This window comes from Arcicella rosea (assembly GCF_040543805.1).
In the GTDB taxonomy this organism is placed as follows: Bacteria; Bacteroidota; Bacteroidia; order Cytophagales; family Spirosomataceae; genus Arcicella; species Arcicella rosea.
The window spans coordinates 149,780-172,884 of sequence record NZ_JBEUMS010000001.1; the positions used below are offsets into that span (position 1 = coordinate 149,780).

Below are 23,105 nucleotides of genomic sequence, written 5' to 3' on the forward strand. Positions count from 1 at the left end.
ATGAAAAGAATAATCAATATATCATTGCTTTTACTTGTCATGACTTCTTTATTTTCATGTTTTGATGAAAATAAACCACTGTTCGACAAAGTAACACTTGTAGAATTTCAAGACGCTGTCGTGGGTTCTCCAGCTTTAGGAAAAACATTTCCTTTATTAGCTTCTACTAATGCTGTACAAACTAAAACATTAAGAATCAACTTAGTGGGTGCACAGCGTGAGACAGAATCAGTAATCAAATTTTCAGTCGATCCAACTGAAACTACTGCAATTGCGGGTACTCACTACGATTTAGCAGGCGCTACTACCATTACAATTCCTGCCAAATCTAGCTTTGGTGAATTAAAAGTAAATATTTTAAAAGCACCTGCTCAGCCTAATCAAACAGCTACTGTAGTTTTTGTTTTAGAAGGAAACGGAACAGATATTAGCCCAAATGCTAATTACAAAAAAGTAGGGTATAGAATTACTTTATAGTATGTTTTGATACTCATTGAAAAAGCCTTCTTGGAACTTCCGAGAAGGCTTTTCACTTTCTTAAACTTTTGAAGTTTTGAAATACACTTTATAAAGCCAATATCCACCCAAAGCAAGCAACATAAACATCCAAAGTTTTGTAACAAATATTAATACTTCTTCAAAAAGAAACCATCCTGTTCGTACACTTTGCCAAATTCTAACAAAAAGATTGGGCTGATAGGCAAAAGGGTTTTCCATATTAGGAAGCATTTCTACAGTATTAGTAACAGGTTGATACAATTCAACGGTGAGCGTACTGTAATTTACTTGGTCGTTCAAACTCATTGTTTGTACTTTATTGTTATCGGCTTGAGTCTGATAATCTAATAATTTCTCTTCTGACGCTGTGGTTTCTACCAATTTTTTACCTTTCTGTTCAATCTCTTTTTCAAAACGATTTTCAAATTTTGAGAAGCGTTTCTTACGTAAATCGCTTGCAATTAATGAAAAACTTACATCATCCGCAGCAATTCTTTTACGCTCTACAAATGTCATTACTGGTTGAATTTCTCTCAGTACTTTATCAAAGTATTGATTCGGGATTCTCATCGTAATTTGGTTCGTGATTTCATAGGCTTTGTTATGTAAAACCGAATCTTCGCTTATTTCTACTTCATTGGTTTTAATTACATTGGTTAATAGCTCTGCTTCGGTTATAAATCCTTCATACTTTTCTGCAATGTCTTCAATTTTGTTAGTCGCATCTTGTACATTTTTTACTTTAAACCTCAAATCAGCCGTTTTAATAAATTTTCTTTTTTCAAAGGGCTCTAAGCTAGTTGTAGCACCATTAATCGCTAAAGAATCAGACATTTCTATTAAGTCTGTCGTTTCAGCTTTTTGCTCAGAACATCCCGTAAACATAAGCATTGCATAAATTGCAATAACAGAAAGAGAGAATTGGTAAGTTTTCATTGCTTGTGAAGGTTTTAGTTTTTAATGAAACGAACTCAATCCATCAAGTATTATCAATAATTAAAAACTTATTAAAAAAAACTTAAAAACTCATTAAAATGTATTTTTAATTATAAAAAAACCTCAAGCTTAGATAAACTAAACTTGAGGTTTTCTATTAATATTATTTAATAAAAATCTAAATAGTGATTAACATCGCTCCATAAGAATATCCGCCACCGAATACTGTTACAATGATATTTTCTCCTTTTTTAAATTCTGTTTTATGTTCATCTAAAACAATAGCACAACCCGCACAACCTGTATTACCTAAGTACTGAATATTAGAAAGCATAACGTCTTCTGAAACACCTAAAGTACCAGCCACATTTTTTGAAATTCTAAGGTTTGCTTGGTGCGGTGCGATATAAGCAACATCTTTAATCGTTAAATTATTTCTTTCAAGAATCTTCAAACTTGCTTTTGGCATATAAGTACATGCGTTAATAAACACATCTTTACCATAAGGCATCACTAAACCTTTCTGATTTAATTTCAATGTAACACTTTCAGATGCTTTTCCTACATTGGCTGCACCGCCAGTTAACAAATCTTTAATTTCCCAGTTACTTTCTCCGAAACTTTCTTTTGAAATTGAAACCACTACGGCTCCGTCTCCCCAAAGATGACCTGCTTTTGTATCGTCTTCGTTATTATAAGCTGTATTATGTTCTGAAGCTACTACTAATGCTTTTGTTGCTTTTCCAGTTGCAAAATATCCTTGAACAATTTCAATGGCATTTAATAAAGATGAACAAGCTGAGGAAATCGTAACTACTGGAATTTCACTAACATCGATATGGTGTTGAATTGAATGTGCTAAAGTAAAAATACTGTCATAAGGAGTATAAGTAGCACCAATAATTAAATCAACTTCAGAAATATCATAAGGTAAACTCGCTTTAATTTTATCGACTGCCTGAATTGCCATTGTATGCGTATTCTCATCGGCTGATGCTTTACGACGTTGGCGAATGCCAGTACGTTCGGTAATCCAGTCGTCAGTTAATCCATTTAATTCTTCAAAATAAGCATTGGTAATAATTTGTTCGGGCAAATAACTTGCTATAGCGTTTATAAACATTTGGGTTATTTTGGTCTTTTCTTGTAAATGTCAACGTAATCTCCTGACAATGAACTTGGTATAACTTTATGAGTATTCCGATTTCATTGACGACCACAAAAAATTAATTTTTGGGTCTAAATCTAATACAAAGGAACTCAATGTTTTTTCATAGTACAACAATTTATTAGAAATAAACAATTATTACTTAATAAAGTCCTGTATTTTTTTGTACTATTTCCATGTTTTTTGGATAAATCCCATAAAAGTAAAGCTAAATACTAAATTCAACAAATTTTAGCGAAGGGAAGTCAAAAATTACGATTCTATCCTAAAAATGATATTCGTCATTTCAGTAAGATTGATATTCATCAATCTTCTATCTTACTTCTGCCTTTTTCTTGAACCAAACTTTTTTACTTTTATTACTTACTTCGTCTGATTTACCATGTACTTTCTGAGAAACATGTGGTTTTGTTGGACTTGGAATTGGAGCCGCATTACTCTTTTTAAAATCATGGTCTTCAATCACAGGAATATTCTTTGCAATCAATTTTTGAATGTCTCTTAAAAAATTCTTTTCTTCCGAATCACAGAAAGAAAATGCTGTTCCGTTTGCTCCTGCCCTTCCAGTACGACCAATTCTATGCACATAAGTTTCAGGAATATTCGGAATATCAAAATTGATTACATAAGCCAGATTATCAACATCAATTCCTCTAGCGGCAATGTCAGTAGCAACCAATACTCTAGTCGTTTTACTCTTGAAATTATCTAAAGCTCGCTGACGAGCATTCTGTGCTTTATTTCCATGAATTGCTTCAGCTTTGATGTCGTTTTTCGCCAAAACTTTCACCACTTTATCCGCTCCGTGTTTGGTACGAGTAAATACTAAAACAGTTTCGATAGATTTGTCTTTCAAAATATCCATCAACAAAGCATTTTTCTGGTCTTTTTCCACAAAATAGACCGCTTGTTTGATGGTATCTGCCGTAGATGAAACGGGTGTTACTTCTACTTTAACAGGCTTGTATAAAATATTATCCGCTAATTTCTGAATTTCAGGAGGCATCGTTGCCGAGAAAAATAGCGACTGACGTTTACTTGGCAAAAAAGTAAGAATTTTCTTAATGTCATGCACAAAACCCATATCTAACATACGGTCGGCTTCGTCCAGAATAAAAATCTGAATATCTTTTAACGAAATAAATCGCTGATTGATTAAATCTAATAATCTACCCGGTGTGGCTACCAAAACATCTACGCCATCTTGTAAAATATCCGTTTGGCGTCCTTGTTTTACTCCACCAAAAATAACAGTATGTTTTAGTCCCGTAAATCTTCCATAAGCTTTAAAACTTTCGTCTATTTGAATCGCTAATTCACGAGTCGGCGTAACGATTAAGGCTTTGATACTTCTTTTCCCACGATGTTGAACAGGATTTTGGCACAACAATTGAATCGTCGGAATGGCAAAAGCTGCCGTTTTTCCTGTACCTGTTTGGGCTACTCCTAGCAAATCTTTTCCTTGAAGTATTGTTGGAATCGCTTGGGCTTGAATAGGTGTTGGCGTACTGTAACCTTCCTCAGCTAATGCTTTTTGGATAGGTTCAATTAAATTTAATGATTGAAATGACATGAGGATGTTGTTAAAAACGAAAAGGTTTTAATATGTAAAACGAACATATAAAACACTAAAAATCAAATATTTGCTTATTATTAATAAGCGAAAACAGTACAATTAAATTGTACACAATAGCGTAATAATTACTATAATTTTCTAAATGAGATATTCAATAATTTAGAAAATTCTGAAATTCTTTTTACTTCATTCTGGCTTACAAAACAGATTGAAATACCTCTTTTCCCAGCTCTGGCCGTTCTACCACTTCGGTGAGTATAATATTCGGGTTGGTCTGGCAATTGGTAGTGAATTACATAAGCCAAATCGTCCACATCAATACCTCTTGCAGAAATATCCGTTGCTACTAATATTTTCAATTTATGATTCTTGAAAGCACGCATTACTTTGTCTCTTTCACTCTGTTGCAAATCTCCATGAATAGCATCTACCGCTATATTTTTACTGACTAACTGTTTCGTTAGCGTTTGAACAGCCGCTTTTGTTCTACAAAATATAATGCCTGTAGAAGCGCCCATCGTTTTTAAAAACTGCATCACAAAATCAAACTTCTCTTTTTCTTCACATACAAAAAACTGATGTTCAATTAAATTGTTCACCACTTCGCTTTTACTTACTTGAATGGTATGTGTGTTTTTAGACATATAAGTATCCACCAATTTCTGCAAAGCGGTTGGCAAAGTAGCCGAAAACAACCATTTTGAGCCATCATGAGGCGTTTGTCTGAGAATATTATCTAACTCATCTTTAAAACCCATGCTCAACATTTCGTCGGCTTCGTCCAAAATTAACGTTTTAACGGCACTCAAATCCACGGCTTTTCTAGCTAATAAATCAATGAGTCTGCCAGGCGTGGCTACAATAATCTGAGTTGGTTTTGATAAAGCTCTTAACTGAATATCTATTTTTTCACCTCCATAAACTGCTTCAACAAATATTTTTTCTGGAGCATACTTTGTCAGTTTAAACAAATGTTTGGCTATTTGTTGACAAAGTTCACGAGTTGGTGCTAAGATTAATGCTTGTACTTCTTTTGATTTAGGATTTACTTTCATCAAAAGAGGCAAACCAAAAGCAGCAGTTTTACCTGTTCCTGTTTGTGCTTGTCCAATAAAATCGTTTTGATTTTTTAATAAGTAAGGAATTGCTTTTTCCTGTATTTCAGAAGGCTTATTGATATTCAGTTCAGTCAATGCTTGGATGAAATGTTCTGATACGCCTAATTGTTTGAATGTTGCCAAAATTGTATTTTTTTATTCACAAAGGTAAGGAATTATTAATGAAGAAGCTCTTTGATGAGCGATGATACAAAAAAGGCTACAAGTTTGGTTACTTATAGCCTTTGATTTTTTCTTGAAAATTACCAAGCCATTCTTGGTAATGGACTTACATCTTGTGTACAAAACTCTCCTTTTTCAGCTTTGAAATGTGCTGCCATCGCTATCATTCCTGCATTATCAGTACAATATTGAAAAGCAGGAATATAAACATTCCAATTTTCAGCCTCTCCCATTTTTTGCAATTCTGCTCTTAAACCAGAATTTGCCGAAACACCACCAGCAATCGCAATTTCTTTGATTTTATACTGTTTAGCCGCTTTTTTGAGTTTCTGTAAAAGAATTTTAATCAAAGTGGCTTGCATCGAAGCACAAATATCTGCCAAGTTTTCTTCAACGAAATTGGCATTTTTCTTAGTTTCTTTCTGTAAGAAATACAAAAATGAAGTTTTAATTCCTGAGAAAGAGTAATTCAATCCCTGCATTTCTACCATCGGAAACGGAAAACGTTCTGGATTTCCTTCTTTAGCGTACTTGTCAATTAAAGGTCCACCCGGATAAGGCAAATTCAATAATTTAGCGGTTTTATCAAAAGCTTCGCCCACAGCATCGTCTTGGGTTTCACCGATTACTTCCATTTCTAAAGGCGAATGCACAAATACAATTTGGGTATGTCCTCCGCTTACTGTCAAGCATAAAAACGGAAAATTGGGTTTGGGTTCATCAATAAAATGTGCCAAAACATGGGCTTGCATGTGGTGAACATCAATCAAAGGAATATTCAAACCCATCGCCAAAGCCTTGGCAAACGAAGTACCTACTAATAATGAACCTAAAAGGCCAGGTCCACGAGTAAAAGCAATGGCATTTAGGTCATTTTTTGTTATCTTCGCTCTTTCAAGTGCCTCTGCCACAACAGGTACGATATGTTGTTGATGTGCACGGCTAGCTAATTCGGGAACAACCCCGCCCCATTTTGTATGGATAGCTTGGCTTGCTACAATGTTGGAACAAATTTTGCCGTTAATAATTACAGCTGCTGAGCTGTCATCACATGATGATTCGATTGCTAAGATTGTCATAATAATGCAAAGATAATGAATGCTAGTTGATAGAACACAGTGAAAACAATACCTTAGCGCTTCTGTGATAGGCTTTTGTCTGATTTTTTACAGTCAACATAATTTCTATAGTAAAAATAAATGTTCATAAAGGTTTCTAAAATATTGACAAAAATAATCCTCTACACTGTTGTGGGTTTATTATTGTTGGCTGTTTTAGGCTCTTTAGCACTTAGAAGTTCCTATTTACAAACTAAGATTGCCCAATATTACGCTCCAAAAATTTCTAAAGCACTTGGCTATCCAATCGAAATTGATAAAGTAACTATTCGTTTTTTTGATGAAGCTACGCTAGAAGGCGTAAGAGTAAAAGATTATCAGAACCATCAAATGATAGATATTGAAAAACTAGATTTAGATTTTCAATTGAAAAGTCTTTTACAAGATTCTCTGAAAACGAAATTAGATTATGTAAGATTGTATCATCCAAAAGTTGGTTTAGTGACCGACAAAAAAGGTGATTTGAATATTGATGAATTTATTCGCCGTATCAACAGACTTACGGCTTCTAAACCTGACCCAAAGCATAAACCTACGCCATTTATCATTGGCGAAGCTGATATTGTAGAAGGTATTTTTAGCATGAATGATGAGTCGGAACCTTATATGAACGATAGAAAATCGTTCGACCATTATCATTTCAAACTGCACGAATTAAATGCGCATCTCAAAAACTTCACTTTGATTCGTGATACTGTTACTTTTCAAACTACGCTAAAAGCATACGACCGCTCTTCTGATTTAAGAATTAAAACGCTTAAAACACATTTCTTGATTTCTGATACGCAAATGCGTTTTGATGGTTTATTGCTGAAAGTAAATAATTCAGTGGTAAGGAATAATATCGTTATGTCGTTCAGAAGTCAAAAAGATTTCAAACATTGGAATGCAAAAGTAAGAATGCGTGCCAATTTTGATTCTACCGTGGTTGCGGCAAACGATATTGCTCGTTTTGTAAACGACATGTATCAGTACAAAGAAATTTATTATCTCAACGGAAAATTTGATGGCACCGTCAATGATTTTAAACTCCAAAATTTCGATTTATATTTTGGAGAAAAATCTAAATTAAGAGGCGATTTTGCCTTTAAGGGTTTACCCAATATTCCTAAAACAGACATGAATTTCAATATGCGAAAATCGTATGTTTTGGTAACTGATTTAGAAAAATATATTGGCAAAGACCCAGTAAAAGCCATTGAAAAATTTGGGCATATTACCTTTGATGGCACTTTCAAGGGAAGTACTTCTAATTTTAAAACGACAGGATTGTTGACTTCTGATTTAGGAAAATCGGACGTGGATGTTGCGATGGTTTTAAAACCAAACGAAGCTAATTCTACTTACAAAGGTTCGTTGAAATTAGAAGATTTTAAACTCGGAAAACTTCTTGAAAATGCAGGTTCATTAGGTGACATTTCACTTTCTGGAAAAATCGAAGGCGTTGGTTTTTCAATGAAAAATGCTAGTTTGAATTTCGACGGAACGGTTAAACAAATAGGTTACAACGACTATAATTACAAAAATATTGACATTAATGGCAAACTTGCCAAAGAGCTTTTTGATGGAAGAATTGCCGTAAAGGACACAAATCTTGTGTTGAATGTATTCGGAAAAGTAGATTTACGAAATGGGAAAAGTGACGTAGATATGCTGGGGAAATTATCGAAGGCCAACCTAAAAAATCTTCATTTCACCAAAGATGATTGGCGAATTTCTACGTTACTTGATATTCAATCGAAAGGAAAAACCATTGATGATTTGGTCGGGAAAGCTAAATTTATCAACACTTATGTTACGCTAGAGCAACGAAACTTAATTCTTGATTCTTTGTACATTACTTCCAAACTTGATGATAGTACTCGAAAATTAAACATTGAATCAGATTTAGTTAATTTGGATTTTAATGGGAATTTCAAGCCTAGCCAAGCTTTTGAAGATTTAAAAATACTTGTTGAAGAATATAAAATTTACTTTGTTGGCGACGAAGCTACTCGTAGAGCTTATTATGCGAAAAAGCCATTAACGCCTCCACAGAATTACCAAATTGCTTATCAGTTTTATCTCAAAAACTTCGACCCAATTCTTTCATTTTATTATCCAGACGGACATATTTCGAAAAAAACTTGGATAGATGGCACTTTCGGAATTAGCAATACTTCTACTTTCTCCTTGAGTTCAAAGATTGACACTTTGGTTTTGGGTCAAAAGTATCGTTTCTATCAGTCGGATATAGATTTGAACTCTTCAAAATTCTATAATACGCCAGAAATATTAGCGTCGTTAATCTTGAACTCTAAAAAACAAAAAATTAGTGTACTTGCGCCAACAGAACAACTTGACATTGATGCTTCTTGGGCAGATGAAGGCATTAGATTTACCAGTGGTTTAAAACAAGTAGGAACATCGAATTTAGTAAAACTCAATGGAAATTTGAAGTTTATTCCAGACGGTATTGCTTTACAGTTCAAACGTTCTAGGCTTCATTTACTTGATCAAGATTGGAACGTTAGTCCCGATAATGCCCTAACAATTATTGGTAATGAAATTACTGCCAAAGATTTATACTTGAGTAATTTAGAACAATTCATTGCCTTGAACGGAAATGTTTCGGAGGATTCGCTCAAGAACTTAACTTTCCAAGCTAAAAACTTCAAGCTTGAAACCTTAGCACCTATCGTTTCTTTGAATATGAAAGGCTTGGTAAACGGCGAAGTTGAAGTAAAAAACATTTATAAAAGTATTAACCTTGATAGCCATCTGAACATCAAAGATTTGTACTTGGATAATTTTTTGATTGGTAATGTAACAGGTGATGGCGTTTTTGATAACGAAAGACAAATTGTAGATATTAATTATTCATTAGAGCGTCTTCAAAATCAAGTACTGAGCGTAAGAGGTATTTACGACCCTAAACAAACTGAAAATTCACTCGATTTATTGGCTACTTTAAACCAAACAAATCTTCAAATTTTAGAACCTTTTACAAAAGGACTTTTCTCTAAAATTGGTGGCGTAGCGATTGGCAATATCAATATCAAAGGAAAACCTTCTCACCCGATTTTAGAAGGAGCGATTGACATTAAAAAGGGTACGTTGTTCTTCGATTACTTAAAATCTGTCTTAAATTTTGAAGATAAAATCACTTTTGAACCTGATGAAGTTAGAGCGAAAAGTCTTCGTTTAACCGACGATGAAGGCAATAAAGGAACGCTAAAAGGTAGTGTTTTCTTTGATGGTGACAAAACATTTAGTGTAGATTTAAACACAACAATGAACCGTTTTAAAATCTTGAATACCCTCAGAAGAGATAACGATACTTATTACGGAACAGCTTATGCTACAGGAAAACTAAATTTAAGTGGCACTTTCGATAATCTTAATATTTCTGCCGATTTAAAAAGCGATAGAGGAACAAGATTATATATTCCGCTTGACAAAGCACAAGATGCTGGAAATCAAGAAGAAATTGAATTCCTCAGTGCAAGAGTAGCCAAAGATTCTTTGAATAAAAGCCAAGCAAAAAATGGCTCAAGTAGCGGTATCAAAATGGATTTCAACTTTGAAATTACGCCTGATGCTTATGGAGAAGTACAATTCGACAAACAAACTGGTGATATTATGCGTGCTAACGGTTCTGGAATTATCAACCTAAAAGTTGATACCAGAGGCGGTTTTGATATGACTGGCGATTACAATATTGAACGTGGAGATTATACTTTTACTTTCCAGAATATTATCAACAAAAAATTTAATATTCAAAGAGGAAGTAAAATTTCATGGTCGGGTAATCCTTATGAAGCTATCGTTGATATTCGTGCCGCTTATACACAAAATTTAAGTTATTTGGGTTCTGTCATTGACTCTACTGGAAGAGGCAGAGAATTAAGAAACAAAGCCGATTATACACGCCGTTACCCTGTTGACATTACAATTAATTTAAAAGATAGACTTTTACAACCAACGGTTTCTTTCAATTTGAAAATGCATGACTATCCGCAAAACCCAGATTTCAATTCTGCGGTAACAGCATTTGAAAACAGAATGAAAACGGATGATCAGGAATTAAACCGACAAGTAAGTAATGTTTTATTGTTGGGACAAATGGTGTCGCAGACAAATTCAACCGCCTTTGCGACAGTCAATTTAGTCAGTAATTTAACTGAATTATTATCGAATCAATTGAGTAATGTTTTCTCTAAAATCGACCAAAATTTGAACGTCGATTTATCATTGAATGGAAACGGTTTGAATCAAGATTTGATTAATAATTTGCAGCTTAGACTTTCATACAATTTCAACGACCGCTTCAGAATTACGAGAAGTGGCGGTTTTACAACAGCTACCAATCAAACAAATGCCCAATCACTTATCGGCGACTGGGCATTAGAATGGTTTATTACAAAAGACGGAAGTTTGAGATTTAAAACTTATAACAGAAACTTACAAACGTCAATCTTGGGTGCTTTAAATACTTATCAAACCTTTACTTCTGGCGGAGCAAGTTTGCTGTACACCAAAAGCTTCAATTACTTGTTTTTAAATAGAAAGAAATCTAAAAACCCACTTGCAGAATCAAACGAACCAATCGTTAATCCATAGAGAATTTAGTTACATTTTCAACCAACCCTCAAATTTCACCTTCAAAAACTCTCACAGCTGGTCCAATCAAAAAGACATTTTGATAGCCATTTTCTGTACGTTCAAATTCAATTCTTAGCTGCCCTCCCATTACTTTAATATCCACAAATTTATCAAAGCCCAAACGAATATTAGCTGAAATAGCACAAGCTGTCACTCCTGTTCCACAAGCGTATGTTTCATCCTCTACACCACGCTCATAAGTTCTTACAGCCAAAGCATTTTCGCCAGTTACTTCCACAAAATTCACATTTGTTCCACCTTTGCTTACAAAAGGTTCTCCATAACGTATAGCCTTTCCAGTACTGTACACATCATAATTTTGTAAATCACTTACATAAGTAACATAATGAGGCGAACCAGTATTCATAAAATCATATTCAGGTGTTTCCTCAATATTATTCACATCAATCATTTTCAGTGAAATCACTTCTTTTGTTACTTTCGCTTCGTGTTCTCCATCTACAGCGATGAAAACAGTTGAATCACCAATAATGCCTAAGTCATGAGCAAAACGAACTAAACATCTTCCACCATTTCCACACATTGAACCCTCTGTACCATCTGAATTGAAGTAAACCATTCTAAAATCATAGCCTTCTGCTTCTTGTAACAACATTAAGCCATCTGCACCAATCCCAAAACGACGGTGGCATAAATGGGCAATAAACTCCTGTGAAATTGGGAAAGATTTTGAACGATCATCAACCACTACAAAATCGTTTCCGGTACCTTGATATTTATAAAATTTCATCTTAATAATTATTCAAAACTTAAAACGCCTTAATTTTTACCCAATATTATATCGTTCTTTTAATATATTCAAATGATGACGCTCATGTCCAGCAATCATACAAACCAAAGCTCTTGCCGAAACCTCATGTCCATTCGCTATTCCAATTCTTGAAGCTACCTCCTCTGAAAAAGAAGAAAACAATGCGATAGAACTTTCTCTTACTAAACGATACTGTTCTAATAAAGATTCAAAAGGAATTTCATTAAAATGCGACGCATCCATATATTCATTTTCATTAAAACCAGGTAAAGATTGTTTTTCTCCTCTTGCAATACACAAAGCACGGTAACCAAAAATGCGTTCCGTATCAGTAAGATGACCCAAAATTTGTTGCGGAGTCCACTTCCCAACTGCATATTGATACTTTTTTTGCTCTTCAGACAAATTTTTATAGATTTTTTTTACAAGACTTTCTTGCGCCATAAGTACATCAATAACATTTTGACTTTCAACCTTTTCTATATAAAAAGAAAAATACTTATCATCAGGAAACTCGTTTTCAAAAGGCTTTCTCATATATTTTTTTGATTTTTTTTGACAAAGGTATTGCATTCTAAAATAAAACGACTAATTTTGCATCACAATAACACAACGACATAACAACACAAAGTTAAGAAGTTGTTAAATTGCAAAAAAGGTTTGGTAGTTCAGTTGGTTAGAATACATGCCTGTCACGCATGGGGTCGCGGGTTCGAGTCCCGTCCAGACCGCCAATTAAAAGTCTCATAATCATTGATTGTGAGACTTTTTTGTTTACACTGCTTTATGTTACAATAAATTCAAATCAATACTTCATCGCTGTTTCTATTTAAATTCCTACTTTGTATCAGAATTCAATTTTTAAAAAATAATCCTAACTTCTCTATAGCAAGCCTTAGAAAGATTAATTTTAACCCTTCATATCAAAAGGTAGCAATGAATTTAGATAAGATTATTGACGCAATTTTCGAATTGCCAGAGGAATCAAAAAATGCTCTTAAGGAAAGTATTTCCGAAGTTGCCTATCCAAAAGGTCATATTCTATTGAAAGCCGACAAAATTGAGCCTACTATTTACTTTATCAAAAAGGGAATCGTGAGGGCATTTATTAACCAAAGTGACAAGGAAATTACTTTTTGGTTTGGGAGAGAAGGTGAAACGGTTATTTCTATGAAAAGTTATGTTGATAATCAAAATGGATATGAAAATATTGAACTTTTGGAAGACTGTGAATTCTATGAGTTAAAGAAAAGCGACTTGCAAAAATTATTCGAGAAGGACATAAACATTGCAAATTTTGGTAGAAGGTTCGCTGAAAAAGAACTTATCAAAACGGAAGAAAGATTAATACATAGACAATTTAAAACTGCCTCAGAAAGATATAGTAGTTTATTAAAAGACAGTCCTGATTTAATCCAAAGAGTACAATTGGGTCATATTGCATCTTACCTTGGCATCACACAAGTAAGTCTAAGCAGAATAAGAGCAACAATAAGGTAGCAGTAATTCGTTTTTTATCATTTGTAAAATTTTTATTCGACTCACTTCAAGAACTTTGTCCCATAAAAAACAAAGGATATGAACTGGATTATTTTGATTATTGCTGGGTTGTTTGAAGTAGCCTTTGCTTCATGCTTAGGAAAAGCCAAGGAAGCTACAGGAAACGATGTTTATTGGTGGTATGGTGGTTTTGTTGTTACAATGACCATCAGTATGTTACTTCTTCTAAAAGCTACACAAACATTACCGATTGGAACTGCCTACACTGTTTGGACAGGAATTGGTGCTGTGGGAACTGTTCTCATGGGCATTTTTATATTTAAAGACCCCATAAATTTTTGGAGATTATTTTTTATTACAACGTTGGTCGGTTCTATAATTGGCTTGAAATCAGTATCTCATTAGCGATTTCTTGTATTCTTTTCTAAGATATTTACAATAAAAGCTGTTCGTAGAATCTTGAATTTACAAAATTTTAAACGAACAGCTTCTAAAAAATAGGTGTAGAATTTTAATTAATCACATCTCAATAATAAACAATAATGATTCTTTAATTATAGCCATTATTCTGAGTAATGGCTGAATTTTGTGAACGCACAATTTGTGGAATTGGCAGTAACAATTTGTCGTTTGTAATGGCTTTGCCTTTAGTTGCTAATAATGAAACAGCTCTACTGTTTCTTTTCAAGTCAAACCAACGATGAAATTCTAATGCTAATTCTGTTCTACGCTCATGTTCGATGGCTAAATTCAAGGTTGTATAAGTAGCTGGATAATTGGGTTCACCAAATTTTGGCAAACCTGCTCTACTTCTAACCAAGTTCAAATAACTCGCATCTCCTGTTGCTTCTGATAGCATCAATAGCACATCAGCATAGCGTAAAACCATGAAATTATTATTCGACAATGGATTTCCTCCGCCCAATACTGCATTGGTATGAACCCATTTGATAGGATATTTCTGCGCAATGAAAGTATTTCCATTGTTATAACCCAAAGCAATTGATAAATCTCTGCGTGGGTCATTATTTTCATATTCGTTGTATAAATCATCCGTTACTTGGTTCATGCCAGAGCCATAAAATCCTAAGAAATTATTATTTGGATAAAATGTTTGATAATATCTACTGTATGGACTTGATACTGAACCGCCTTGATATTGAATCTCAAAAATTGATTCTTTGGTATTTTTTACATTTGGTCCCCAAAGACTAGCATAACTTGGCAATAATGCGTATTGATTACTGTTATATACTTCTTTCAAAACTGTAGCGGCTGAAGTCTTATCTCCAATCGTTAAATACACTTTTCCCAACAAAGTTTGTGCTGCTCCTTTTGAAGCTCTACCGATTTTTGCACTTGAAATCGCAGAAGCCAAAGGCAATTTATCAATGGCAAAAAGTAAATCTTTTTTGATTTGTTCATACACTGCTGCTTGTGGCGAACGAAGAACGGCATAAGCTTCAGTACCTGTCAATGGTGTTGTTACGATTGGTAAATCGCCCCAAGTTTGCACCATATTAAAATAATACAAAGCTCTTAAAAATTGCATTTGGGCTTTTACTTCATCTTTATAAGCAGTACTTAGGCTGGCACCTTCTATTTTATTCAAAACAATATTGGTACTGAAAATTGCTTTGTAATAATCTTGCCAAAATTGATAAACCATGGTATTGGTCGTCATCAAAGAGTAATCTTTAAACTGCCATTTATCAGCCTGAATCCCTGAAATATTAAACATGATGGCATTATCGCTCATTTGTTCATTCACGTATGAAACAGGTCCTTCCGGATGATAAACTGTATAAAGCGTAGCATAAGCTGAGTTTACAGCTAATTCAAAATCATCAGTTGTTTTAAAATTATCGGCGGTTGCATTTGAAATGGGCGCTAATTCTAAGAAAGAATCACCACAACTTGTTGCCGTTAAACTAATGGCAAGCAGGAAGCATAATTGTTTTATTTTTTTCATCGTCGTATGTCTTTTTGAGGTTTCTTCAAACCAAAATATCTTCTTAAAAATCGAATTTTGCACCAATCGTTATTACTCTTGGAATTGGATATGAACCATAATCAACACCAACAAAAGCTCCGTTTGGTGCATTTCCAGAAGCATTTAATCCATTTGAAGTATTACCATTGGCTTCTCCTGAAAAACTCGAAGCACTATAAGTAGTATTTTCAGGGTCATAATTGGTATAATGACTCCACAAGAAAACATTCTCAGCATTCATATAAATACGAGCTGTTTTGATTGGTAATTTTCTTAAAATACTTGCTGGTAAAGCATAAGAAACACGGATATTTTTTAATCTTACGAAAGACGCATCTTCAACCCATAAACTTGTAAATTGGTCTTGCAGACCCGTCAGCCCTAAAGTAGCTCTGAAGTGCTGCCCGTCGCCCGGATCAGTTTCCGAACGCCATCTGTTGGCTACTCCTGCGTACATATTACGTCCGTTGTTCCAGAAACCAGAGTAACGAAAATTTTGATTTACAATTTCGCCACCGAATGTTCCTTGAAGCATGAAAGAAAAATCAAAACCTTTGTATGAAAAAGTATTGGTTAAACCTGCCATAAAATCGGGCTGATAATTTCCTAAAGTTGTGCGATCATCGACAGTAATTTTGTTATCACCATTTACATCTCTGATAATTGGGTCTCCTGGTCTTGTTGTTGAATAATGTGGATAAGCATCAACAGCTGCTTGATTTTTGAAAACTCCATCAACGATATATCCATAAAAATTAGATATTGGCTGACCCACTTCTGTTTTTACCGCAACCACAAAATCTGTATAAGTAATTGGCGCATTGCTTTGTCCTAATTGCAATACTTTATTGCGATTCAAACTGAAATTGAAATCAGTTGACCAATTAAATTTCCCTTTTACATTTTGTGTATTCAAGTTTAATTCAATACCTGTATTTTCCATTTTACCAATGTTGGTCAATTGTGTTGCAAAACCTGTAATATCAGGTACTGGAACATTCAATAACATATCATTCGTAGTAGAATTGTAATATTCGGCTGATAAACCGATGCGATTGTTCAATGTTTTTAAATCAAAACCGATGTTAAATTGCGTAGTACGTTCCCATTTTAAATCTGTATTGGCAATATTTCCAATGGTTAAACCCGGCGCAAGAGTTGTTCCTGAAACATAATTAGAAGAGTTCAACAAGCTTTTTGAACCATAATTTGGAATCTGGTTGTTCCCAGCCATACCATAGCTTACTCTAAATTTAAGACTATTAATGGCATTAATATCTTGCATAAAATTTTCGTCTGAAACCATCCATGCACCAGAAACTGATGGAAAATAACCCCAACGAGTATTTGAACCAAATCGTGAACTTCCATCACGACGAATGGCAGCTGTTAAGAAATATTTATTTTTGAAATTATACTGTGCTCTCCCTAAATATGAAAGCATCGACCATTCAGTAGCATTGGTAAAACCACTTGACACTACACCTGCATTAAGCGTTTCAACTAAATCGTTAGGAAAGTTTCCAGAAGTAAGCGAAGCAAATTCATTGCGTTGACTTTGCGCTGAATATCCTAATAATACATTAAGGTTATGTTCTCCATAAGATTTTTCATAGCTCAAAGTATTCTCGCTCAGCCAGTTAAACATATAACCACTTGTTGAGTAACCTTCTGCAGCTAAAACGCCTGAATAACCATAACCTTGTTTATTTACACGATAAGAATTATAACGAGTATTGTACAAATTGGCATTGATACTTGTTCTGAATTTTAAACCATCTATAATTTTATACTCTAAAAATGCTGTTCCTAAAGTATTAAAAGTCTTGTTTTGCTTGTGGATATAACGTGTTAATGAATACGGATGCCATAAATTTAAATCGTTATAAGCCACGTATTTATTCCAAACAGAATTAGGGTCACGATAACCGATGTTGCCATTTTCGTTATACACTGGAAAAATCGGGTCACTTTGTAAGCCTAAACTTACCACATCACTTTTTCCTTGTGTTCCATCAGTGCGGTCGAAAATACTTGTTACGCCAATATTCAAACCAATGGTAAATTGGTCGCTTAATTGATGTTTAATATTCGAACGAATAGAAAGACGTTTATAATAGTTTTCGTCTAATACTGCTTGTTGGTTGAGATAAGCCGCCGAAAACATAAACTGTGTTTTTTCTGTACCACCCGATGCTGAAAATTGTGCATTTTGTGAAGGCGCAACTCTGAACATCACATCTTGCCAATCCGTCCCTTTTCCAAACTGTTGTGGATTTGTTAAAAACTCGTCAGGAATTCTATAAGTAGAAGTACGAAGACTATTTGGGTCGCTCGCTTTATTTTTAGCTGGATTCAAATCTACCCAAGCATTATTATGTGCATCAATATAATAGTTAATCCATTGCTGGGCGTCCATCATTTCTACTCTTCTTTCTACACTTTGCACGCCAGATTCATATCCTACACTGAAAGTCGTTTTACCCGGCTTTCCTAATTTTGTAGTTACCAAAATAACTCCATTCGCTCCTCTCGAACCATAAATTGCTGCCGAAGAAGCATCTTTCAATACCTCTACAGATTCAATATCTTGTGGGTTTACCATGTTGAGGTTGAAGTTTTCAAGCGGAACGCCATCTACTACAAATAATGGATTCGTTCCTGCTGTAATTGAACTTACTCCACGAATACGAATAATCGGCGAAACACCTGGTGCTCCTTGTCCTTGTGAAATATTTACCCCTGCAATCTGACCAGCCAAAGCTTGCGTAACATTGCTAAAAGAACGGTCTTGAAATTGCTTGAAATTTACTGACGAAACGGCTCCAGAAACGGCTCTTTTACTTTGTGTTCCATAACCAACAACAACTACTTCATCCAAAGATTTCTGGTCTATTGCCATTGAAATATTAAAAACAGTGCGTTTTCCAACAAGTACTTCTTGTTTTCCATAACCAACATAACTAAAAACTAAAACAGTATTTTCGTCTTCAATATCTATTTTAAACTGACCATTCGCATCCGAATTCGTTCCTTTTACTGTTCCTTTTATAGTAATATTTACGCCTGCTAACGGACTACCTTTTTCATCTTTAATCGTTCCAGAAACACTTTGAGCAATTTGAGCAACTGCAAATTCTTCCTTATTTTCCTCTACAGGTACAAACGATTGTGAAGCATTTTCCAGTTTTCTTAACACAATTTGTTTATTCACCACTACATAAGTAACGGCTAACGGCTTCAGTAAACGTTCAAGTACTTCTGCCAATTTTTCATTCTTGGCTGATAAAAAAACTACTCGTTCTAACGGCACTACTTGCGAATTATACGAAATCCTGATTTGGGCAGTCTTTTCAATTTTCTGTAAAGCTGATTTTAGCGCAATTCCATCAATTGATACACTGATTTTTCTATTCAGCTCTTCTTGTGCTGAACTTTTCGCCCACGAGAAGCTCGTGAGTAATAAAATCATGAAAAACTGTAGTCCAGTTATTTTCATAATAGTAAGCCATAAGGCATTTGATTGTCGATTTTTTTTCATATAATTGTTCGTTTTTGGAATGACAAAAGCACAAAAATCCCCTTTCCCTCGCTAAGGGTTTATGTTCTTCAGGCATCAAGGGGATTGAAAGTAAAGGTGTTAGCAGTGGTGGTACATTGCTAATACCTTTTTTTATGGCTACGGAGGTAATGTTAAAGGGAAAATCATAAAATGTACATGTTATTGGTTACAACCTCGTGATTGAATGATAATCTTTTCGTTTACTACTTCAAAATGGGAATTAGGCCCTATCGCTTCACAAATCAATTTCAATTTTTCAAAAAGTGGCTCATCGGCTAAACTGGTCGTTAACGAGCAATCAGCCAATAATTTTTCATCAAAATAAATCGTGACACCATAAGCTTTTTCGAGTGTTTGAAAAATATTGCTGATGGGTGTATCGCTAAATTCTAGGCTTGGTGTAGCATTTGAAGTAATTGCTTTCACTTCACCGAGCTCAACATTCGACTGATTCGCATGATGACTTTCGCTATTCACAACTACTTGTTGATTCGGCAATAATGTGATGATATTTTCAGTACTTTCGCCTTCTTTCGGGAAAACCATTACTTTTCCTGTTTTCACAACTACTTTTATATCAGCTGATTTCAAAAAAGCTTGAACCGTAAAACTCGTTCCTAATACTTTTACTACAACATCTTTGGCATGAACTAAAAAAGGGTGATTGGCATTTTTTACGACTTCAAAAAAGGCCTGACCTTTCAGATAAACTTCTCTATTATTGGTATTTTCAAAAGTTGCAGGAAAACTAATAGAACTATTGGGCTGTAAAAGTGCCGTACTTCCATCTGGCAATTGGACAGGCATTTTTTGTGCCGTGAGATTTTCTTTTTCAATCAACTTTCTGTTAATTTTTGTCAATAAAAGTTCTTCCGAAATATTTTTTTTCCATAAATAAGCGCCTAAACCCATCGCAAAAATGATGGCTACAGAAGCAACTAATTTCAAAAGCCATTCTCTGTTTTGGAAAAACTTTAATTGAATAGGCTCTCGCTGGTTTTCTATATTACTAATTGTACTCAGGGTTTTATTCACTAATAATTCTACTTGAAAATCGCTCACATTTTCGCCTTCTATTGCTGAAGCAAGGATAAAATCACTAGCTTGCTGCACGAGTAAATATTGCTGAGGATTTTCATCAACCCATTTTGTCCAGAAATCATTCGGGTTTTTATAGCCTGAACTCTTTACCCACTCCACAAATGATGGATTCAGAACAAAATCATCTATCGTATAATCATTATATTTTTTCATAAAATAATAATATGCTTCTATATACAGTAGAAACTATTGAGCAGGTTCATACTGCTTTTTGAATAAAAAAAATTAAAATATTTACAATTGTCCCTAAAAAGTCAATTTTCAAGGCAGGAAATGAAAGGTTTTACTCGAAATAAAGGAAAAGAATACTAAGCCAAACAGCATCATTCGGGAAAACTGTACGCAAAAATGTAAGTGCTTCGTGAATAAGATTACCAACAGTTTGGTATTTAACACCCATAATATCAGCGATTTCCTGATTATTCAATTCTTTGAAGTACTTTAAATAAATCGCTTCTTTTTGGCGTTTTGGAAGACTATTCAGGTGTTGATTAATAATTTTTACACGGTGAAGTTCAGTTTCATCCTGAATGATTTTTTCTTCAACAGAAAAACCTATTTCAAAACATTCTTCTGATTCTGAACCGTCGTATTGAGGACTAGCAAAAGTACTTTTCTTTACTTCAGTAATAATTCTTCGTCTTACCGATGAGTAAATGTATGCTTTCACCGAACCTACATCTTCTTTCAAAGTATGTCGATATTGCCAAAGCTGAATAAATACTTCTTGAATACAATCTTCAATAATTGAATCATCGCTGATCATTTTTCGACCATAGCCAATCAGGGGTTTTGCATAAAGCCTCAGAAGCGTAGCAAGCGCATCTTCATTGCCATTACGCAAATCGTACCAAAGGGCTAATTCATCATATTGAGAAGATGAATACGACATAAATCTGAGGAATGTTAAATATTAATGTACACAAACTAGGAAAGTAAAATACCAGTTACTAGAAAGGTAAAAAGAATAATATTCTACTCAAACATAAGCTTCATTTATTAATTGTTTTTTTCGAAAATTTTCGATTTCAATCAGTATTTGCTTCTTTTTACGTCATTATTGATAAAATATGAACTTGGAAGAAACCTTTGCTTTTCGTCTTATTTCCTTCAAAAAACATTTTTCCTTACATTTACTGCTATTTTAATATAAAATATCATTCTTATAGATGTTTGCGAAACTAACTTTTCCCGATTCTCTACATCCACACGAACTAGACGACTATCTTGCCAATGGATGGTTTAGAATGGGGCAGACTATTTTTACGACCAATTTTCTGAAGTTTTCAGGAATCATCTACAGCGCTATTTGGCTTAGAATTGATTTATCGACTTTTGAAAAAAGTAAAACGCAACAAAAACTTGAGAAACTTAATGCAGGTTTCAAAGTCGTGATTCAGCCCATTCAATTTAGTGAAAAACAAGAAAATCTTTTTCAAAAATATAGAAATCATATCACTTTTGATGCTTCTCCTTCTTTAGAAAACCTACTCTTTAATAATGGCGAAAACGATGTTTTCAATACTTATGAAGTAAGTGTGTATGACCAAGAGAAATTGATTGCAACAGGTTTCTTTGACTTGGGCGATAATACTTCTGCTGGTATTACTTGTTTCTATGACCCTGACTATAAGAAACATAGCTTAGGGAAGTTTTTGATGTACCAAAAAATAGATTTTTGTAAGAATTTGGGAATGCGCTATTTCTATCCGGGATATTTTGCTCCGGGTTATCCTTTGTTTGACTATAAATTAGATTTAGCAAAAAATAATCTTGAATACCTTGATATACATAGCAACAATTGGCTAAGTTTTAAGCATTTTGCAAAAGAGAATGTTCCTTTTTTAATCATGACCCAGAAGCTCAAAACATTATCTGAGCAACTGAGTGAAATCGGTTTTGAACATACATTTTTTAAATACGATTACTTCGATGCTGATTTGATGACCAACTTAAATGGCTTAAACCTTTTCGATTTCCCAATTTTTATTTTCTGTTTTGAAGTAGATGAAAATAACCCAAGTCCGATTATTGTTTATGATATTCGTGACCATCAATATCATCTATTACTTTCTAGTAGTGTTTTCAGAACCTATGCCGACCAAAACGTAGGCGACCATTATAGTACGAATCTCTTAAAAACAATCAAGTATTTATACTCAAGTGAATCGGCAAATATTATGGCAAATGTAGTTTCTATGTCTTTAATCAAAACAGTATAATTTTTTCATGATAATTATTCAAGATTTATATGTAATTTGAAAAACATAGACCATTGGAAAATATGAAGGGAAAAATTAGAGCAATCATTACAGGTACAACAGGCATGGTTGGTGAAGGCGTATTACATGAGTGCTTGATGCACCCGCAAGTTGATACTGTACTGGTAATCAATAGAAAACCTTGTGGAGTACATCACCCAAAACTGATTGAAATTATCCACGAAAATTTCTTTGATATTACTCCTATTCAAGATAAACTCACTGGTTACAATGCTTGTTATTTCTGCATGGGCGTTACTTCTTTAGGCAAAAAAGAACCCGAATACACTCAATTGACGCATACGCTTACTTTGCACATTGCCGAAATACTTAGCAAACAAAATCCAACTATGACTTTCTGTTATGTGTCTGGGGCTGGCACTGATAGTTCTGAAAAAGGAAAAAGAATGTGGGCAAGAGTAAAAGGCAAAACCGAAAATGATTTAATGAAATTGCCTTTTAAACACGTTTTTGCTTTCAGACCGGGTTATATTCAGCCGACGGATGGGCTGAAAAACACTCAAAGTTTTTATTCATATCTTAGTTGGCTTTTCCCAATTTTCCAGACTTTATTTCAAAACTACGTTAGCACACTTACTCAAGTTGGTTTAGCGATGATTCACGCTACACAGCATGGTTATCCAAAAAACATTTTAGAAGTAAAAGACATCAATGAATTGGCTGGAATATAATATC

Annotated in this window: 17 protein-coding genes and 1 tRNA gene; 7 read left to right on the top strand and 11 right to left on the bottom strand. The window is 34.2% G+C overall.

Annotated elements, in window-relative coordinates; translation table 11 throughout:
• A complete protein-coding gene (locus tag ABID42_RS00660) occupies positions 1 to 477 on the top strand; it encodes a DUF4843 domain-containing protein (protein ID WP_367282039.1) in 477 nt (158 codons plus the stop codon).
• A gap of 60 nt (positions 478 to 537) precedes the next feature.
• Here the strand turns inward: ABID42_RS00660 and ABID42_RS00665 are convergent, their stop codons facing one another.
• The 5 genes from ABID42_RS00665 to tsaD all read right to left on the bottom strand — a co-directional run bounded on the left by ABID42_RS00665 (position 538) and on the right by tsaD (position 6,537).
• The gene (locus tag ABID42_RS00665) at positions 538 to 1,434 is read right to left on the bottom strand and encodes a DUF4349 domain-containing protein (protein WP_367282040.1); all 897 of its coding nucleotides are present in this window, start codon (positions 1,432 to 1,434) and stop codon (positions 538 to 540) included.
• A gap of 178 nt (positions 1,435 to 1,612) precedes the next feature.
• Positions 1,613 to 2,557, bottom strand: coding sequence for a 3-oxoacyl-ACP synthase III family protein (locus ABID42_RS00670; protein WP_367282041.1), 945 nt, complete (start codon positions 2,555 to 2,557; stop codon positions 1,613 to 1,615).
• 358 nt (positions 2,558 to 2,915) lie between these two features.
• Positions 2,916 to 4,175 (bottom strand): DEAD/DEAH box helicase, encoded by a 1,260-nt coding sequence (locus tag ABID42_RS00675; protein WP_367282042.1) that lies wholly within the window; start codon positions 4,173 to 4,175, stop codon positions 2,916 to 2,918.
• Positions 4,176 to 4,306: 131 nt separating this feature from the next.
• Positions 4,307 to 5,419, bottom strand: coding sequence for a DEAD/DEAH box helicase (locus ABID42_RS00680; RefSeq protein WP_367282043.1), 1,113 nt, complete (start codon positions 5,417 to 5,419; stop codon positions 4,307 to 4,309).
• Positions 5,420 to 5,538: 119 nt separating this feature from the next.
• Positions 5,539 to 6,537, bottom strand: coding sequence for a tRNA (adenosine(37)-N6)-threonylcarbamoyltransferase complex transferase subunit TsaD (tsaD, locus tag ABID42_RS00685; protein ID WP_367282044.1), 999 nt, complete (start codon positions 6,535 to 6,537; stop codon positions 5,539 to 5,541).
• Between the two features lie 144 nt (positions 6,538 to 6,681).
• On the opposite strand from tsaD, the gene ABID42_RS00690 reads away from it, so the two are divergent.
• Positions 6,682 to 11,178 carry a translocation/assembly module TamB domain-containing protein gene (locus ABID42_RS00690; RefSeq protein WP_367282045.1) on the top strand — a complete coding sequence of 1,499 codons (4,497 nt, stop codon included), beginning with the start codon at positions 6,682 to 6,684 and terminating at the stop codon, positions 11,176 to 11,178.
• A gap of 28 nt (positions 11,179 to 11,206) precedes the next feature.
• Here ABID42_RS00690 and dapF read toward each other — a convergent pair whose 3' ends face one another.
• Together dapF and ABID42_RS00700 are read right to left on the bottom strand one after the other, a co-directional pair.
• On the bottom strand, positions 11,207 to 11,971 hold the full coding sequence (dapF, locus tag ABID42_RS00695) for a diaminopimelate epimerase (RefSeq protein WP_367282046.1): 765 nt from the start codon (positions 11,969 to 11,971) through the stop codon (positions 11,207 to 11,209).
• Positions 11,972 to 12,007: 36 nt separating this feature from the next.
• Entirely contained in the window at positions 12,008 to 12,529 is a 522-nt protein-coding gene (locus ABID42_RS00700; RefSeq protein ID WP_367282047.1) for a DinB family protein, read from the bottom strand.
• 120 nt (positions 12,530 to 12,649) lie between these two features.
• Here ABID42_RS00700 and ABID42_RS00705 point away from each other — a divergent pair.
• The 3 genes from ABID42_RS00705 to ABID42_RS00715 all read left to right on the top strand — a co-directional run bounded on the left by ABID42_RS00705 (position 12,650) and on the right by ABID42_RS00715 (position 13,897).
• Positions 12,650 to 12,726: transfer RNA gene (locus tag ABID42_RS00705), tRNA-Asp, on the top strand.
• 202 nt (positions 12,727 to 12,928) lie between these two features.
• The gene (locus ABID42_RS00710) at positions 12,929 to 13,492 is read left to right on the top strand and encodes a Crp/Fnr family transcriptional regulator (protein WP_367282048.1); all 564 of its coding nucleotides are present in this window, start codon (positions 12,929 to 12,931) and stop codon (positions 13,490 to 13,492) included.
• 78 nt (positions 13,493 to 13,570) lie between these two features.
• Complete coding sequence (locus ABID42_RS00715) at positions 13,571 to 13,897, top strand: DMT family transporter (protein ID WP_323328307.1); 327 nt, start codon at positions 13,571 to 13,573, stop codon at positions 13,895 to 13,897.
• Between the two features lie 145 nt (positions 13,898 to 14,042).
• On the opposite strand, the gene ABID42_RS00720 is transcribed toward ABID42_RS00715, so the two are convergent.
• The 4 genes from ABID42_RS00720 to ABID42_RS00735 form a co-directional block, all read right to left on the bottom strand.
• On the bottom strand, positions 14,043 to 15,464 hold the full coding sequence (locus ABID42_RS00720; RefSeq protein ID WP_367282049.1) for a RagB/SusD family nutrient uptake outer membrane protein: 1,422 nt from the start codon (positions 15,462 to 15,464) through the stop codon (positions 14,043 to 14,045).
• A 43-nt stretch (positions 15,465 to 15,507) separates the two neighbouring features.
• A complete protein-coding gene (locus ABID42_RS00725) occupies positions 15,508 to 19,026 on the bottom strand; it encodes a TonB-dependent receptor (RefSeq protein ID WP_367282050.1) in 3,519 nt (1,172 codons plus the stop codon).
• A 180-nt stretch (positions 19,027 to 19,206) separates the two neighbouring features.
• Complete coding sequence (locus ABID42_RS00730) at positions 19,207 to 20,301, bottom strand: FecR domain-containing protein (RefSeq protein ID WP_367282051.1); 1,095 nt, start codon at positions 20,299 to 20,301, stop codon at positions 19,207 to 19,209.
• 130 nt (positions 20,302 to 20,431) lie between these two features.
• A complete protein-coding gene (locus tag ABID42_RS00735; RefSeq protein WP_323256827.1) occupies positions 20,432 to 21,040 on the bottom strand; it encodes an RNA polymerase sigma factor in 609 nt (202 codons plus the stop codon).
• 277 nt (positions 21,041 to 21,317) lie between these two features.
• Between ABID42_RS00735 and ABID42_RS00740 the strand changes: the two genes are divergently transcribed.
• Together ABID42_RS00740 and ABID42_RS00745 are read left to right on the top strand one after the other, a co-directional pair.
• Positions 21,318 to 22,370: an arginyl-tRNA--protein arginylyltransferase gene (locus ABID42_RS00740; protein WP_367282052.1), complete on the top strand. Its 1,053-nt coding sequence runs from the start codon at positions 21,318 to 21,320 to the stop codon at positions 22,368 to 22,370.
• A gap of 62 nt (positions 22,371 to 22,432) precedes the next feature.
• On the top strand, positions 22,433 to 23,101 hold the full coding sequence (locus tag ABID42_RS00745) for a Rossmann-fold NAD(P)-binding domain-containing protein (RefSeq protein ID WP_367282053.1): 669 nt from the start codon (positions 22,433 to 22,435) through the stop codon (positions 23,099 to 23,101).
• Positions 23,102 to 23,105: the final 4 nt, after the last annotated feature.